General features: G+C 56.3%; 1 protein-coding gene (only partly in view). It reads right to left on the bottom strand.

All coding sequences use genetic code 11. The features are described from left to right. The coding region annotated (locus tag Q8Q08_00405; protein ID MDP2652474.1) for an inositol monophosphatase family protein crosses the window boundary (this coding region is incomplete at its 3' end): on the bottom strand, positions 1–16940 show 16940 of its 142750 nt. 125810 nt of the annotated region lie to the left of the window's left edge.

Raw genomic sequence — 16940 nt, 5'->3', positions numbered from 1 at the left:
ATAATAGAATGAATTTCTTTGGCATATTTCGTTTCTTTCGGAGACAGACCAGCATCTTGGATCGGTTTCCCCGCATAGAGGTCCTTCGCGGCTTTCGCCAAGCGATCGGCTCGGTCTTTAGTGGGTTCTTTCTTGCTGTCAAAATTGTCGCTCGCGAAGGCGATGACCTCGCGGCCTTCGGAAGCCCTGCCGCGGGAAAGGCCGGGAGGTAACAGCGGGGCGTTCGTGGTAGGCAGACGGAACAGCGGCGCTTCCACAGGGGGGGCCATGGCAGGCGGCTGGACGCGTTCCATCCGCGGGCCGGACATCGCCGGTTCAACAGGCCTCAACATCCCCGAGAATCTGGACGTTTCCTCGCCGCGGAAACCGACCACATCAGCGACATAATCGTGAGAATCTTTTTCGGTAAGATTGCGGGCGTGCTCGGCGGAAGACGCTCTCATGCGGCCGTCCCGGAAAGATCTCTGCTGGAGAATGACGCGGGCTTCGGTCATCTCATGGTTACGGACCGCTTCACTGCCGTCATGGACAATGACGATCTTGTCCTTGCCCTGACGGGTCCCGATAGCATCCCTCGGCGCCAGGGACACATACCCGCCGCCCTTGCGGCCCATGGTCGTTTCCGCGGACGGGTCAACATATTCATAACGGTTCACGCCGTTGCCGCGGAAGATGCGGAGCTTCACTTCGCCGGTCTTCACGTCAAAAAATTCATACGTCCGGTATTTCGAGCCCTGATAGGTCACGGTCCGGCGCTGGATGGTGCCGTTCTTCAGTCCGGCATGGATACTGGCATCCAGACCCTGCGTATGCCCGTCCACAACGCCCTGCCAGGTCTCGCCGTTGCCCTCCGCAAAACGGGTGGTCTTCTGCTGGCCGTTGTCGAAGGCAAAGCCTTGGGTCTCGCGGCCGCCCTTGCCGGACGGCGGGCCGGTGGACGGAGCCGGACCTCTCTCAGGCGAGGCCGGTTTATTGCCGCGGGCCTGATGCCAACCTTCCAACCCGGCGGCCAATTTCGAAACATCAGTAAAGACGGGGAGGGTGGTGACCTCCTGCATCCTTTTTACAATATTACTCAGATCACTGATCTGCCCTTCAATCTTTCCGGCGCCCTCCGTATTCCCCTTTTCTAAGGCTGCGAGGCGTTGAGCATCCAGCTCTGCAATCCGCTGCTTAACAGCATTCTGTCCTTCAGGCGATACTCTCGACGCTTTTTCGAGGGTGTATTCAATGCCCATGAATCCGAGAACCCGTCTCTCAGCCGGCCCGAAATTGGGATGATATTCATACAAAGTCCTCCGGAACATATCCTGCAGTTTAGCCCTAAAGGCGGGGGTCCTGATTTGGGCCAAATCAAAACCTTCGCCGGCAAGCCAGTCCTTCATTCTCAAGGCATCGTTGGCGCCGAAGTTTCCCCCGCTCCACTGCTCTGCCGGAGAAAGGCCCCGCGCGACCGCATCCATGGCGCGGCGGGCATCTGTCTGAATTTCCATTTTGGCGCTGCCATACAGGAATCTTCCTCTATAAGAGTCCCGGTTCCCTCCTCTTGCCGATCTGAACAACTCACCCAATCTGACGTCTTCTGTGATGCGATCAGACCTAAAATAACCCCCGACCGCTGAATACGTCGATCCACGGAAAGCATAGTTGGCGCCGCTGGATCCAATCCTCTTGTGTTTTCCGCGATAAATGGCATCCAAATATTGGAACATCCTGGTCCCGATGTGCACAAACGGACTCTTCTCATAAGCGGCATTGTCCCAATCAATCTTGCCGAGCATGGCATCGGCCCGAGGATTGGCCTTAAACGCTTCCACAACGGAACTGATATAGATCGGGGACATCGACTTCATATCCGCGTCATTGCTGATAATAACGACCTCTTTGTCAGATCCTTCCGGGCGCTCCTGAGATCTCTTCAAAACCAGGTCGGTGGTTGATTTTCTCACACGGCCGATCGTGAATTCCCCCGCGCCGAATGTCTGATGCACGACGCGGACGTTCACATTCGGATTATCCTGTTTGAATCTGGCGACCTCCGCCAATGTCGCCTCGGCGCTGGTCCCTTCCGGATGGTTGACAAAAAGCAGGATCTCAAATGAGTTGGGATTGATCCTGCTGCCGCGGGAATCGCGCTGATCGGCAAAATTGGAAAGTGTGCGGTAAATGTTCTTGGCCTCCTGATGGCCGGCCACAGGCACGGCAACAACCGCTTCCGTATCAGGATGCATTGGTCCTGCCTGCTGGCTATAGCTATCCAGCTCCGCCCTTTCGCCTTCAGGCAACGTGCCAAGATAACGGTCAATTTCTTTTTTAGGATCAAGCTGGGCTTGAGGGTCCTGCAAAAGGGTGGGAGAACGTCTTTCCCGGTATGCAAAGGAGTCTTCACCTTCACGAAAATAACCAAACGCGTCGCGGAAAGTGCGCGGTTGGCCCTTTCCTTCACCGGAACCATGATAGCCGGGGCCATCGTGATAACCGGGACCATCGTGATAACCCAATTCCGGCGGAGCTCTTGGGCCTTTGGCCTGCGGCCAGCCGCCCGGCTGGGGCAGGAGCACGATGGCTTCCCAGAGGGCGATCTCACCGGCCGTCTTCATAATCTCTTCCTGACCCTTCTGACTCAAAGGATGATGGTCCCCGGAAATCTTCTTAGCCATCTCCGGATCTTCCAGGGCCAGGGCTGTCAGGGCATCGGAATTAACCGCGTTCAGGATATCGGTCGCTCCCAGGAAAACCGCCAGGTGATCGACCATGGCCACCTGCTTGGCCAAATAATTTCCTTCCAGTTCTCCGGCGGCTGTTTTGGTCAGCCCCAAAGCTTTGTGCAGCCAGTTGCTGGAATTTGTCTTGGTATATTGCGTGGCGAGCTTCTCCACCGTGCCGGGCCGGAATCCGTTGCGGGCCGCCCTGATCACCAATGAGGTAGTGCCTACAAAACCCTGGTTCTCCATAACAAGATTTCCGAAGTGCGTCTTTGCGCCGGCCATGGCGAACCCGATGAGCGGCCCCATCCAAAGACCTGCACTCATGCCTCCACCGATAGTGTTGGCATACGTGCTCATCAACTGGAATTTGGAATCGAACTGCTCGGCCTTGGAATACATCCCGGGATCTCCGTCGATATAGCGGGCAACGCCACCGATAACACCCTTGGTCCCCTCCCAAAGAACGCCGGCGCCGGCGAAACCGGTGGCGCCGTGCGAAACCATTTTGGGAATGGCCAAAATCGGAATTTTGCTTGCCGCCGCACCTTCACCAGCAACCGTGACGCCGCCCAATCTTTGAATGCCAGCGGCAAAATATTGTTTGGGGTTGCGGAGTTTAATGAAAATCGCGCCGGCCGCAAAAGCGGCAATATTCGCGTCGGTCGGGAGAAAATCCCCGCGAGTCGCAAGACTGTAAGCATTCCCTGCCGCCAATCCTGCCCCCCCTCCCGCTGCCCGCCATAAAATAACATTGCGCACATATGCGAACTTCTGCGCGGATGTAAGAGAATTGTACGGCTGCATGGCCGGGGTTTTCACGGTCTTGGCAACTGCAACCAGGCTTTTTCCGCTCTTGCTGAAAGCAAGAACCCCTCGAGAACCGAGAGTCAACCCTGCGCCGACCCCCATCGCCCAGAGCCCGTATTTACCGCCTTTAAAAGCCGCGTCGGCAAAGCTGATCTCGCGCCCGGCTTGAACGTCATCCGCGATGGATGTTCCAAATCCGTACGCGCCATACGTCACCCCCGGCAACACAGCCGTTTGTAGCGCCAGCTTGCCGTAATCCGCGATCCCGCCGCCTGAAAATGCGACCAGCTTGCTGCCGCCGTAAATGGAGCTGAAAACAACCGGCCCCAACAAGGCGCCGCGGATCGCGGCCGTTTTAACATCCGCCCTGTCCCAGCCCCCCTTGGAAACAATCTCTCCCGCGATGGATACACCGGTTGTCGCCGCGGTCGTGATCGCCAAGCTCGAAGCCGCCGCGCGGGCCGGGGTGTTAAAAAACTTCGAGGTCTGTGCAGCGGCCTGCAATGTTTTCAATTGCTCCGCCAGGGCCACGGTCTTAAGGCCGCGGGCCGCCGCCGTGAACCCGTGGGACAACAAAAGACTGCGGACCACGTTGTCGGAGGACATCAGGCCGCCGGTATAATGGTAGGTGATCGCTTCTTCCAGCCCCAGGGAAACGCCGGAAATGACCAAATAATTTTTCGCATAGTTCAAGCCCACTCTCCCAACCGCTTTTCCTGTCTCGCTCAAAAGGATCTTGGCTGCGTCGGTGGCAAGCTTTCGTTTGACCATTTCGGTCGCCATGCGGATCCCCGCCTGCTTCGCCCCTTCCTTGCCGGCGTTGGCGAGGTTACCCACGCCGGTCAGCGCCAGCGCCACGGTGATCGGGGCGGTGATCGCGTCGATCGATCCGATCCATGTGGCCATCGTGTCCGCGGAATCGCCGGTCTTGAAGAATTCCTTCACGCCGTCATCTCTGTTCAGAACCCCGCGGGCGACAACCACATCGCCGGTCTTGGAGTCCGCATATTCATCGGTGACCAGATGGCCGAGCAGGGTCGGCTCAAAATCGATGATCCCAACATGAGCATTGCCTCCGGCGTCAAAACTGGCCGCGACCATGTTGTCGTCATTCCGGTCGGTGTCAAAGCTGTCAAACAGGTGGCCCCAGAACCCGACCGCGGCCGACTCATTTGCCAGCCTCACATTGGCGTTCTCGCCAAAATAATCCAAAGAAGAGATCTCGATGGGCTCGCCTTTGATTTTTCCCTCGAATGTCCCGTCATCAACTTCGCGGTAAAGATAGGACACATTCCCGCTCTCATCGGCCACGGGCACACGCACGATTCTGTTGTCGCTCCTCCACAGCTTCTGATACCAGGAAACTTCAAAGCCCCTCTCCCATTCTGCCTGAGTTGCCTCGCGCCCAGCCAGGACATCTTCCAGCGAGACCCCCCTGGCGAGCTCGACCTGGTGCCCGTTAAACGCGACTTCGGCGTCGGTCGTGCCCAGCTTGATCTCGCCAATATCCACGGACACTTTTGTTCCGGCGACCCTGTGCCCTTTCGCATCCGTTAAATACATGTCGATATTGTCCGATCCCGTGACATCGTCTTCCGCGGCATATAACAGCTGGTCAACGCGCATGCCGGCACGGATACCGCCCTCGGAAACCAACTCGGCCTTCATTTCTTCCAGCTCAAACTGCTTGCTGAGCCCCGCGATGGTCACCAGCGCATGCGTGTGCCGGAACCCGCCGTATTCCCCCTGGTAGGGAATGTTCAATCTGTCGGTCAAATTGCGCTGTTCCCAATCCGAGGCCCTGACATAAACAATTTCCGTTTTCCCCGACTTGGGATTCAGAAATGTCCCCTGGATCCACTTCTCCGGAGCGCCCATAAGCCGTTCGGCGTCGATCACTTTGAATACGATTTTATTCTTGCCATCTTCGCCTTTAACTGTCCCCTGAACGATCAACTGCCCGCTTCTGACAGGCGTTTTGAACCCAAGCTTGGCGTCCGGAGCAGCGTTAAAATCTTTCTTGGAAACCACACCCATCCTCTGAGTATCCGTATCCACCACAACGCCGTCCGTCTTGGCCGCGCGGATCTGATTGATCTTCCTTTCCAGAACCGGCAGGGTCGGCATGATAATCAATTTCTGGCCGGTGGCCATCATCGTCAACTCTTCGCCGCCGCCCTGGCCTAAGGTGGTCAGCCACCTTCTCGCCGCGTTGACTTCGTTCTGATCCGCAGAGATCGAAACACCCTGCTGGCCGAGGGTCGAAGCGAACTGGGCCCGTCCCCTGACCATGTTCAGGCCGACGAACTCAAGGCCGGCGGTGGAATCTTTGCCGCCGTTGGCGATGCCCTGGCCCAACGCAGCGACAATATTCCCGTTATCAAGAATCCCGTCCTTGGCGACATGGGGCGTTAAAGAGAGTTTTGGCTCTTGATTGGCGCCGCCCTTCCCTTGAGGAGTGTTCGGGGAGAAGAACCCGAGACCCGTGCCCAAGGCGCCAGCATCACCAACCTTATTCATTGTCGAATAGTCGCCCGGTAAGACCACGCGGCCGTTTTCCAACAGCAGATTCCAGGCGCCCTGGTCGTTGAACCGGATCTTCTGCCCGATGCCGGCGTTTTCGTTCCACCCCGACCCGTCAGACAGCGCCGCCGTGCTGACACCCTGCTGGGCGCCCGTCAAATAAATACCCAGCGGCGCAACTTTCGCCAGAGCCTGGCCGGGCTGCAACGGCCCGACAAAGCCATTTCCAGGGACCACGTTACCTTCAGCGTCCACAAAGTTTCCATCGTCGCGTTTGGTCAGATGAACAAATTGACCGTTCTGCAGGACCGGCGTTCCTTTTTCGTTCACCAGAATCAAGCCGGTCTTTGTTTCTGTCAGGGCATTGCCGTCCGGGCCTTCCACGAACGTCCAGTTGGCCGGGCCCCAGACTCCGCCGTCAACGCCGTCCTTCAGGACGCGCGCCTCGCCGCCGGCAAACTGCCAGTTGATGAACCCTTCGCCTGTCTGCGCGCCGTTCAATTTTTTCTGCGGATTATAAAACATCAGGGCCTGGGCGTTGGCTGGCAGGGTTTCGGTCACGACTTTTTCGCCCTGATCGTTGAGATACACATATTTGCCTTCGTCGTTCTTCGTCACCAGGGCCAGATCGCCCATCATATTCGTATCGGTCTGATTGCGGCGGATCGGGCTGCCGTCCGCGGCTGTCAAAACCAATTTTGCGGTACCGATGCCGGCCCAGAGGTCGGAACGGACCAACGCAACTTGCGCGGCGGAAGCGCTGTTCTTCAACCAAAGGTCCGGCTGAGCCAAAGCAACTTCTTCAGGGGACTTGTTTGCCAGGCCAGCCTTCTGATCGGCAGAAAGACTCGGATCATTCAAAACCCTTTGCTTTGCTTCTTCAAGGCTGGCCGGAGATGAGATGTCCAAAATCCCTTTAACAAGATTGACTTTGCCATCTTCTGACAAAGACGGATTATTCAAGACCGCCTGCCGGGCGGTTTCGTCCCCAGCCTGGGCGGCGATCTCTCGGACATCCTGGGCCAAGGCCAGTTTATTGATCTCTGCCATTTCTTCTTTCGGGATGGCCGCGAGAATATCTCTCCCGTCGCTGCCGGAGGTCGTGAAGCTGCCGATCTCTTTCTCTGTCTTCGCGAACTGGATATTACGGAACTCCTGGAGGCCCGGCTTCACGGAATCTTCTGCAGACGCATAGCCGGCAACGTCCGCGCCGCCCATCCTGATCCGGCCTTCCAGCTCGAGCAACTGCTGCCAGACCAAGTTCTTGACCTCGGTCTTGAGCTGATCATTGCTGTTCAGACCCAGAGCTTCAGCAAGAGGAAGAGCTAACGCGTCGATTTTCTTATTCTTATACGCGTTGTATTCCTTCATATCCCTGGAGCTCAAGGCCTTCTTATACAGCTCAATCGCGTGCGTCATCTCGGCCTGCACCAGGGCGTTGACAAAATTCTCGCCGAAGTTATACGGCGTCTGCCCCTCCTGTTTGTTTTTCATCCCCTGCAGGAATGCCTCGAACGGGGCGTCTTTGCTGCCGGCAAATCCATAGGAGTTGAAAATCTTGGCGAATTCACTAACGGCAAAAACAAAATTCTCATCCAGCGCCTGGCGGTTGGACGCCAGATCCGTCAGGCCATACTTCAACCCCTCGATGACCCCGAGGCCGGCGTAATTTTTCATGTTGAACGGAATCTTCTGCCCCTTGTCATCGATGTAAATACCGACAAACCGGGAATCCGTGCTGTTGGCGTCCTTGCGATAGAGACTGATCTTGACGCTGTCCGAGTAGGTGCTGCTCTGGAAAGAAAGCGTTGTGGGGATCCCGGTCGCCGTGTCTGCGGCGCTTTTGTCAATGCCGTAATAGCTGCCGATCCCGCCCGGGGCATGCGTGACAAAACCGGTAAAGACATTGCGGCCCCGCTTCGCGTCCCACTGGCCGAGACGGAACACCAGGCCGCCCTCCACACCTTCGGGAATCTGCTGGTCAGGGCTGGCCTTGTCCGACGCTCCCATGCTGGAGGGAGAACCTCCGGGAACCTCGGTGAGTTCTCCCGCTGCTATTGGAACCGCCGGCGTCAGTTGGGACGACGGATTGTTCAGGAAATTCATGAGTTTCTGTTTTTCCGGCGTCAACGGCGCCTCGCTCTGGGCCGCGCCGGCATTAGGAGCAGAACCAGCCATGGCCAGTTCACCCCCCGTGACCGTGGCCTGCGGAATCACGGTTGTGCTGGAAGAATCATTAGAAACAAGGATCTGCACGTCGCCCTTGGATTGGCTGGAAACATATTCCGAGAAGCTTTGGGCGAATTCGTTCATGACCTTAGGGTCGACATTCTTGCCGTTGATTCGAAACACATTCTGGCCCGTCGCAGGATCCTTCTCCATCTGCATGGTCAAAAACGGCTGGCCGGTTTCCGCGGCTTTGGCGAATTCCGAAGTTTCCTTGGTTTCCGGCACAACACCGTCACCCTGGATGGTCAGAGAATCAACCCCTGAACCGTCCGCACTGGGCTTCAACGCCGCACGATTGGAAATGACATTGCCCAAAATCAACGTCGCCGGCCTATCGCTTTCTGCCGGGAAAGGTTCGCCGAGATTGTCGCCCGCCGCGGCGCCCATAGAATTTGTCCAGTTTTTTAAAATGTCTGCGGCGGATCGCAATAATTTCTCACTTTGAGAAGCATCGGGCTGCTGTTCCGGCTGAACCGGAGATTCGGGAGGAAGTTCCGGTAAAACGGTCGGCTTGGCCAAGGCGAGCATGTCCATTTGGCCTTGATTATCTGCGGCTTGAGGGGCTGGTGCTTCAATCTTTGAGGGAGGTCTATTGGTATTGCTTTGGGAATCCATCCCGGGGGCATTCGGTTGGGTTGGACTCGTTGCACTGTCTCCGGTGGGTCGGAACTGGCTCGGATCGGCGGCGGTAAAGAAATTATACTCCGTGCCAGGAACATGGCCGACAAGGGCGACTTCCCCGGGCGGGCCCTGCCCCTGGGCGGCGGGATTTTCATTCTTGTCATTCAGAACCTGCTGGCTGGCCTGCTTAAAGGCCTCTCTGGCTTCGGGGGTGTTGGCTGCACGGCTTTCGTTGAACACCTTGGCCAGTTTGGTCGCGTCGTCATTTGAAATCTTGTAACCGGCCTCTTTCATGCCGGACTGCAGCTGCTCTGCGGTCGCTGCGCCACCGCGATACGTCTTATCCACCGCCTTCATGAAACTTTCCAGCTGCTCGATCTTGATATCAACGTTAAAAGGATTATAGGTGTCCGCCACCTGACCGAACTGGACTTTGATGTAGCTGCTGGCGATGTCTCCGTCCTGCGACCAGAACGGCGTCACTTTGCCCCACACCTGGCCGGCCAGCAAGATGTCGGATCCGGAAACCTTCACATCGCCCCTCACGATATCAAAATCCGGCTGAACGTCCGCGTTGTTGAGATTCGGCTGGGTGTAATCTCTTTCCGCAGAAACTTCCCTCATCAAACCGGCTGCCGCCGGAAGAACCAGTTTCGCCTTGCTGCCGGTGACTTCCCCGCCCGACAAGACTTCCGGATATTCGGTCTGGATCAAAACAGAATATTCCTGGATGCCGTCCTTCTGATACCCGACGCGCGTCTGGCGCATCTTGACCATGTCCTGCCCGCCGTTCACCAGGCTCGATTTCGTCCCCTCTTCAGAAACGATCATGGTCTCGCTGCCGTCCAAGACCACTAACTGACCGTCTTTGATGGAAATGGCGCCGTTGCCCATGTAGGTCAACTGCTGGGAAACCGGGACAGAAAATTCCAGACCTTCCGGCAAAGACAATTGAGCGCCTCCGGGCAAAAACGCGTTAATAGCATTAACAAGCGGAGCTGCGGCATCCTGCCCTTCCTTTCTCACGCCGCCGACAAACAGAGAATTCTTGAAAAGGCCGGCATCCACGCTGGCCACGTCGCCTTCGTCATTCAATTTGACGACGCGATCGTTGGAATTGGTCGCGTTCGGGGTAATCATGCTTTCCTGGCGGTTCTCAAGATAAAAGCTGTCCAGGGACTGGGTCATGGACGCGTAAGTGATTTTCTCCCTGCCGTCTTCTCCGGTGGTCCGGCTCCCAAAGCCGTATTGGAAAGGATCAGCCTGATAGGTCACGCGGCCTTGACCGGCGCCTTCCCTGTTGAAAACGATGTCTTTCCCCTGGGGCATGAGTTTCGCTTTATGCGTGATGGTCCCGTCCGCATTCTGAACAACCTCAACCCCGACAAAATTCTGGGCGTTGTTGCCGGTGGCTTCTCCCGCAAACAATTGTCCTGAAAAAGATTTTTGAGAGATATCCACCTCATAGATATTCCATGCCTGACCATTGACTGTCTCTGTCCCGACCGGATCAAGCTCATCGAAGATACCAACAATATCGTACCCCTCCTTCTTTTGGCCTGATTTCGCGAGGATGGACTGGTCCTTTTTCTGATCGTCCGGATTTTGCACTTTACCAAGCAACGGAATCATCATAAATATAGGGAAGACGGCCGTGGTAACAGGGGCGGCTTCCATGGTCCAGGCGTTGGGGGCCGTAGTGACGGCCGGGCCGACGGCGTTCACCACTCCGCTGAAGACCCCTTCAACGGTGCCCTGCTCCGTGAAGATCAATTGGCTGCCGGTCCCGGAAATACCGCTGGAGTGGACTTTACTCGCGTCGGCGTTTGGCGCAATATAATCGGGATCAACGGTCAGCACCATTTGATCCTTTTTCGTGCCGCCCAGCAGGGAGACCGCTGTCTGCTCAATTACCGGAGACGCCGTGTAAAATGCCTTGCCGCTGACTTTTGTTTTCACCTGGTCTTCGACCATAACAGCGAACGGACCGCTGTGCGTCCTGCCGCTGGCATCCCCCAGAAGGACTTCGGCGTCCTGCAACATACCCTCGAGCTTGGCCACCTGGGTCACATACTCCGTGCCCAAAACCGTGGTCAACGCCATGGCGGCCAGGCTGTCTTTTCCGAAAATGACTTCTGCCGTTGCCACAGCCGCCTGGCCGGCCGCCGTAGGTTTGGCGGCGCGGATGACCGCCGTGGGCGGCGTGACGTGGAAAATCTTTCCGTCGAAAGCCAGCGTCGCTTCTTTGCCGTTCAGATAGAAAGTCACCCGGCCGTCGTCATTGACCTTGACGATGGCATTCTTGATCTTTTCATCGTCCGACCGCGGGCTCTGCCCAAACTGGCTGCCGTAAACGATGACACTGCCCGGCCCGAGCATGGCGTTGAAATCCCTGACCATCAAGCTGAACGGATGGATCTCATACGCCCCCGGCTGGTTACCGCCAGTGCTGGCCTGGCCATCTTTAGCGGCCGCTTTCGGACGGTTGTCGAGCAGGACCGCAGCCCCGTCCTGGGCGGTCAGCAATTGCACGTTCGTATCAATGATCTCGGCCTTGACAACAGAAGAGCCGCTGGCCCCTTCCGTTCCGGATTTTTCGCCGGCCCGGTTGATATATTCGCCAACCATGGAAAAGGTGAACGAGTCGCCTTTTTCCGCCCCAGAGGTGACCAGGCCATAGGCCTCTCTATTAATGCTGCCATTGGCGTATTTCGAATACACCCGGCCTGCCTCGATCTCGCCTGTCCCTTCCTTCACTGTATAAAAAGCCTCGGCAAGATACACCGTGTTTGCGCCGCTGGGCTTGACGCCGAAATATCCCTGATACAGATCGCCGAACGTAACCCCTTCGCCCTGGGCAATCCCCTGGGCCTTGACGCCGGAACCCAGATCGACAATCTCTCCGTTTTCATTCACTACGGTCGGGTTGCCGTTGGGGTTGGCCAGCGTAAAGACGGTGCGGATGCTGTCTTCGCCCCTTGTTTCCCGGCTGCCGGAGAGCGAGATCACCGTGTTAACATTACCCACGACCACGGGTCTATTCTCGGAATCAAGAATTGTCGTCTGTCCCTCAAAATAAGCCTGCCCGTAATCATTCAGGAACAGCGGCTTGTCCGCCACTTTCAGGTTCACCTGATCAGGATTGTCGTTGAGGGCCGCGCCGAATCCTTGTTTGACACTGGTATCCGCCACAACCTGATCGATCGCTTCCTTGCGGAACTCCGCCAACCTTTCATTCTTCACTCTCGGGTCAGCCGGTTCCAGTTGGAAGCTCGCATCAACCTCCGCTATCATCACCGCCTGCTCGGCCGGCGGCTTGGCCATCGCTTCGGCAATTTTTTCTGGAGAATAATTCGCACCCTGCAAAACCGTAACGAGCTTATCTGTGCTGTAATCCCCCTCCGGCCATTCCTCCGGCGAAGCTCCGACCCCGGACTGCGCCGCCACAGCTTCCTTAAATTTCTTCAAGGCCGCGACTTGTGCCTCAACCGACAATTTCGTTCCCGGCAGCTTCTGGGCCAAATCACCCTCTCCCTCAAAAACGATGGATTTGCCCGGCTCCTTTTTGATCAAATCCAACGTGTTCTGCAAGGACGGCAGGATCTCTCCCAGTCCGGCGCTGAGGGCCAGTTCCCCCGCCTTCATGGTAGGGATGAAAACTGGAGCTTCCTCATGGCCATCCTTGAAGGTTTCCCAGGAGTTCTGCAAAAGCCGATCGGCGATAATAAATCGGCGGTCGGGAAGGCCGTCTGTCCCCAGCCTCATCCACGTCGTCTGCACGGACTGGGTCTCAGTTCCCTCAACGCCTCTCACCGCTCTCGACAGCGCCTTACCGAGCTCCGTGTTTGGGGCAATGGTGATGACCGTCTCGTTAACAGATTCTTTGAGACCTTGGCTGGAAATAAAGATCTTCCCCTCGTCCTCCGGCCCGCTCCCCACCCAGGCGTACATCCCCTTTCCTTTTGCCTCTGCAAGGATCCCGGCTGTCTCATTCGCATCCGCGGGCGCCGCCATGGCATAGACCCCTTGCGACTCATCGCTATAAATAATCGGCTCGCCGCGGTCCTGAATGAACTTCTTGGATTTATCGATGACGCGTGTCGTGTTTTCGATCAGGGCGAGCACCAGGTTGTTACTCGTTTGAATAACTGTGTTACCATTCTCATCTGTGGTCTTATACGCCAAATTAGCATCATCGGGAAAAAGCCCCCTCGCCAGATCAAAAAGCGCCCCAACCGCTCCGGCGGGATCCCGGTTGACGGCGTCCTGATCCACGATGAACCGGCCGGTTGCGGGATCCACGCCCGCAAACAGGGCGGCCGCCAGCGCAAGAAGGAAGCTGTCGTCGCCCGTCGGTTTCTTTCCGCTCCAGGGGTTGAATTGGGAAAATTGCGTGTTCATCGTGCCATCCGAACCCACATAATTCGTCGAAGATGCGGCCGACGTGACGATCCTGTCGCCGTCTTTCTCAGCCGTGTAAGCGACAGCGCCTTCGGAATAAAGCGCGCTGTGGCCGTAAGAAGCAATGCCCAGACTCGACATATTCTCCGGAACACCGGAAATCTTCTTATCGTGCCTGTCATTGTCCCAGGCCGTTTCCGCCTCCCCGCCTCCGCCGATGAACCGGTGGCTCTGCCCGTCGGCTGTCTTGAACGTTTCGTCAGCCGCCCCCCCGAACCATGACTGATACTCGCCGCTGATCACATACATTTCACCGGTCTCAAGATTGACCCACGGTGTATCGATAACCGTTTGATCTGCTTCGAAATTAAAGAAATAGTTATTCATCCCCTTGCCGCTGAATTTCGTGAAGAGGAAAAGGACGTCTTTGTTGCCTGCCGTATGGCCGCGGCAAGGCTGGCCCGGGGCGCATACATATTCCTCAACAACATTGGTCTTCCCGTCCCTGGATGCCCGCTTCAGAATAGGCCGGTATGTGAACCCAAGCCAATCCCTGAAAATTTTGACAGCTTTTGAATCCGGATTAGCGACCATCTGGCCCGTTGCGGGGTCCTCCACCCGGGAGGTGGGAGAATAGCTCAAGATGATCGCGGAAAAGATATATTCCAGTGTGGTCTTCATGCCCTCAACAATACCGCCGGCGGAATATTGATCGGGGCTGATAATGCCGCCGGCGAATTTGGTATTAAAGAATCCGGCTTGAGAAGCCCGATGGGCTTCCATGGCATAGAGATTCACCATGGTGTCGATGGTTTCTTCGTCATACCTTTCGCCTTCAGGCCGCTCCTGATTCTGCTTCTCAAGCTGCTTGCGATAATCCTTGACCCCCTCGGCCCATTGCTGGTTGAATCCGGTCGCGTCCACAAAATGGTCCATAAACTGCGAGAACTGCTGGAGGCTCGAGAAACCGCTCCTGGTCCAGGCCTGCTTAGTGCTGGCTCCGCCATAACCCAGGTCGTCATCCACAAAATGCGTAAAGTTATGCAAAAAGTTATTGCCTGCGTATTGAAGGGCAGACTGTGCGTTTTCCCCATCGGCAACAACGCTCTTTCCCGGAGCGGCAATATTCTTTCCGGAGAAGAAATCAACCACAACAGGGCCAAAAGCGGTTACGACCTGTTGCGACATAAAACCGATCATGCGGCCGGCAAGCATTTTAAACTGGTCCGTGGCGTCGCGGCCCGCGAGCTCATCCACGCCGTAGGCCACGGCCATAGCAAACGCCCCCTGGGACACCCGGGACGTGAAAGCGGACAAAAACTTATTCTCAGTCATTAAATACGTCCTGCCCGTGTTCCCGGCCGCGACGACGTGATCCCCTTTCGCCGGATCAACTGTGATATATTCTTTCTGTGTTTTTATACTCTTGCCCTCTGCGTCCTTGCCGAGGGAGTGTTCTATGTAATACCCTTTCTCATCCTTTTTCACTTCCACCGGATTAGAAAAACCGAGATCATCCGTAAAAGCCCTGAATGTGAGAGCCCCGAGATCACCGATCATGGCACCGAATGCCTGTGAAGCAAGCGTGTCAGGACCAAATTTTTCCTCATCGATTTCTTTCAAAAGGATCTGTCCCAAGGCGCGCATGCCGGCATACACGAAACGTTCGGGAATGGATTTTAACGCCTCGGCAATGCCCTGTCCGAAACTGGGATCAAAATAACCGGTCTTGCCGTCCGCGCCCAATTTCCACTCGCCCATGCCCATGGCCTGGGTCAGGACCGGCGAACCGAACTGGTCCGCGATGCCCGCGAAAGTCCCCATGGCCAGCTCAGACCCCACCGAAGTCGCGATGCCGACGATCGCCTGCTTCAGGATAGGATCAAAATCATCCCCCAGGGCCTCCTCCAGGATCTCGGGCAATTTCAACTGCACAATGGCCTTGATCGCGCCTGCGGCCAAAGCCTTCACCACCAACTGCGCGATCTGACCGCTGGTCAATTTAGTCGCCGCACCCGCCAAGCTTTTGGCGGCCGCGCTTTCGGCCGCGGCCTTCATGGCGTTGGAAGAAGCAGCGTTTGTGACGGCACCCGTCACTCCTGGCGCGCCCGCACCCGCCGCGCCGCCTGACGTTCCCCCGATCATGGTAAAGTTGTCCGCGATGTTGCTCCACAACTTCGTAAATGTCTCGCCCGTGAAAATCCCTTTGATCGCCTCCCACACGCTCTTGATCGCGTCCCAAATGGCCTTCCCGATTTGGATAAAAATATTCCCGATCGCTTGCAGAGCGGTCTGTGCGCCAACCTGAGCGGTGGTGACGACCGCACTTTCAGCCACCGTTTTCCCCGTTTCCGTGACCACCGCTTTTCCCGTTTCCGTCGCTACAGTTTTCCCTGTTTCCGTCGCCGCCGTCTTCCCCGCTTCTGTCCCTGCTTGTCCGGCGGCCTGAAGGCCGGCCGAGATGATTGAGAAGGCCGCCACCGCCGCGGAAAAGGCCGTGGTGACAATAAACGCCGTGTCCTGGTCCACGACACCGGCGGTCACCAGGAGGCTCATGATATGCGAAACGATATATGTTAAGAAACTGATCGGCGAAATGAAGATCATCGCCAATTGGAGAAGCTCCATCCCCACCTGGAGCGCGATATCGCCGCCGTCCATCAAACCAGGCAGATCATCAGAATGATTCACCCACCTGTTCCCCCAGACAAACGCCATGGCCGCATCCGATACCGGCTCATAAGCCACATCTGTTTTGTCCAAATCCGCGGCCAAAACATACCCGCTCAATTTCTTGGCAAAACTTTCCCTGGGCTCAACTTTTGTCCGGCCGATATCCGTGAAATAGACGTTGGTTTCATCAACGGCGTTGACCGTGACAAAATGTTCGGACTCGTAATTTGCGATAAACGGGGTGTTCAGTTTGAGGATCTGTTGGGGGTCGACTTTAACGGCCTTAAAGTCCAGGCCGTAGGAATTGACGATCTGGTGAATCGAGTAAAGGGACGTTTTGAGCTTTTGCTCTCCGGGGCGGACAATGTCATTGAGCAAATCCACCAGCAGCGTGGCCAGGGAAAGATCCTCCAAATTGACGTTCACCTGGCGCTGCGCCAAAAGGTCGCGCAAGGCATAAACACCGCAGTTCAGGGGATGGATCGCGGGGTCCCGCAACCAAGCGGCAATATCGCGGACATGCTCTTGGGAAATCGTGACTTTGGATTCAACAATAACGCTGCGGGAAGGGTCTTCGGACTGAGAAATTCCAGGAAGCGCGATTTGAACGCGGGTGTCCTGCTTGTCAACAATTTGGCCCAGGAAATTCTTGATGCCGGCAGCGATACGCAACGACACCATCTGCTCGGCAGAGGTGGATTGAACGTTGGAAAACTCCGGTTCAATATATTTCTGATCTTCGATGTTCCAAATAACGGCAGGATTATAATTGAAAGCCCAGCTGATCTGCTCGGGCAGAAACGTCATGACAACAAGGAGGGCTACGGCCCTCATCCAGGTCTTGAAACGGCTCTTATAAGGGATTGGTTCGGCAGAAAATTCAGGGGACAAAGCGAGCTCCGAGCTAATAGCAGTATTACTATTACTGCCATTAGCAACAGCGATCTGGTCCTCGATTTTGTCCAATCTGTCGGTCAT

This window comes from Candidatus Omnitrophota bacterium (assembly GCA_030688425.1).
GTDB lineage: Bacteria > Omnitrophota > Gorgyraeia > Zapsychrales > JANLHA01 > JAUYIB01.
Note: the sequence above shows the minus strand (reverse complement) of the source record. Positions and strands in the feature narration are given on the sequence as shown.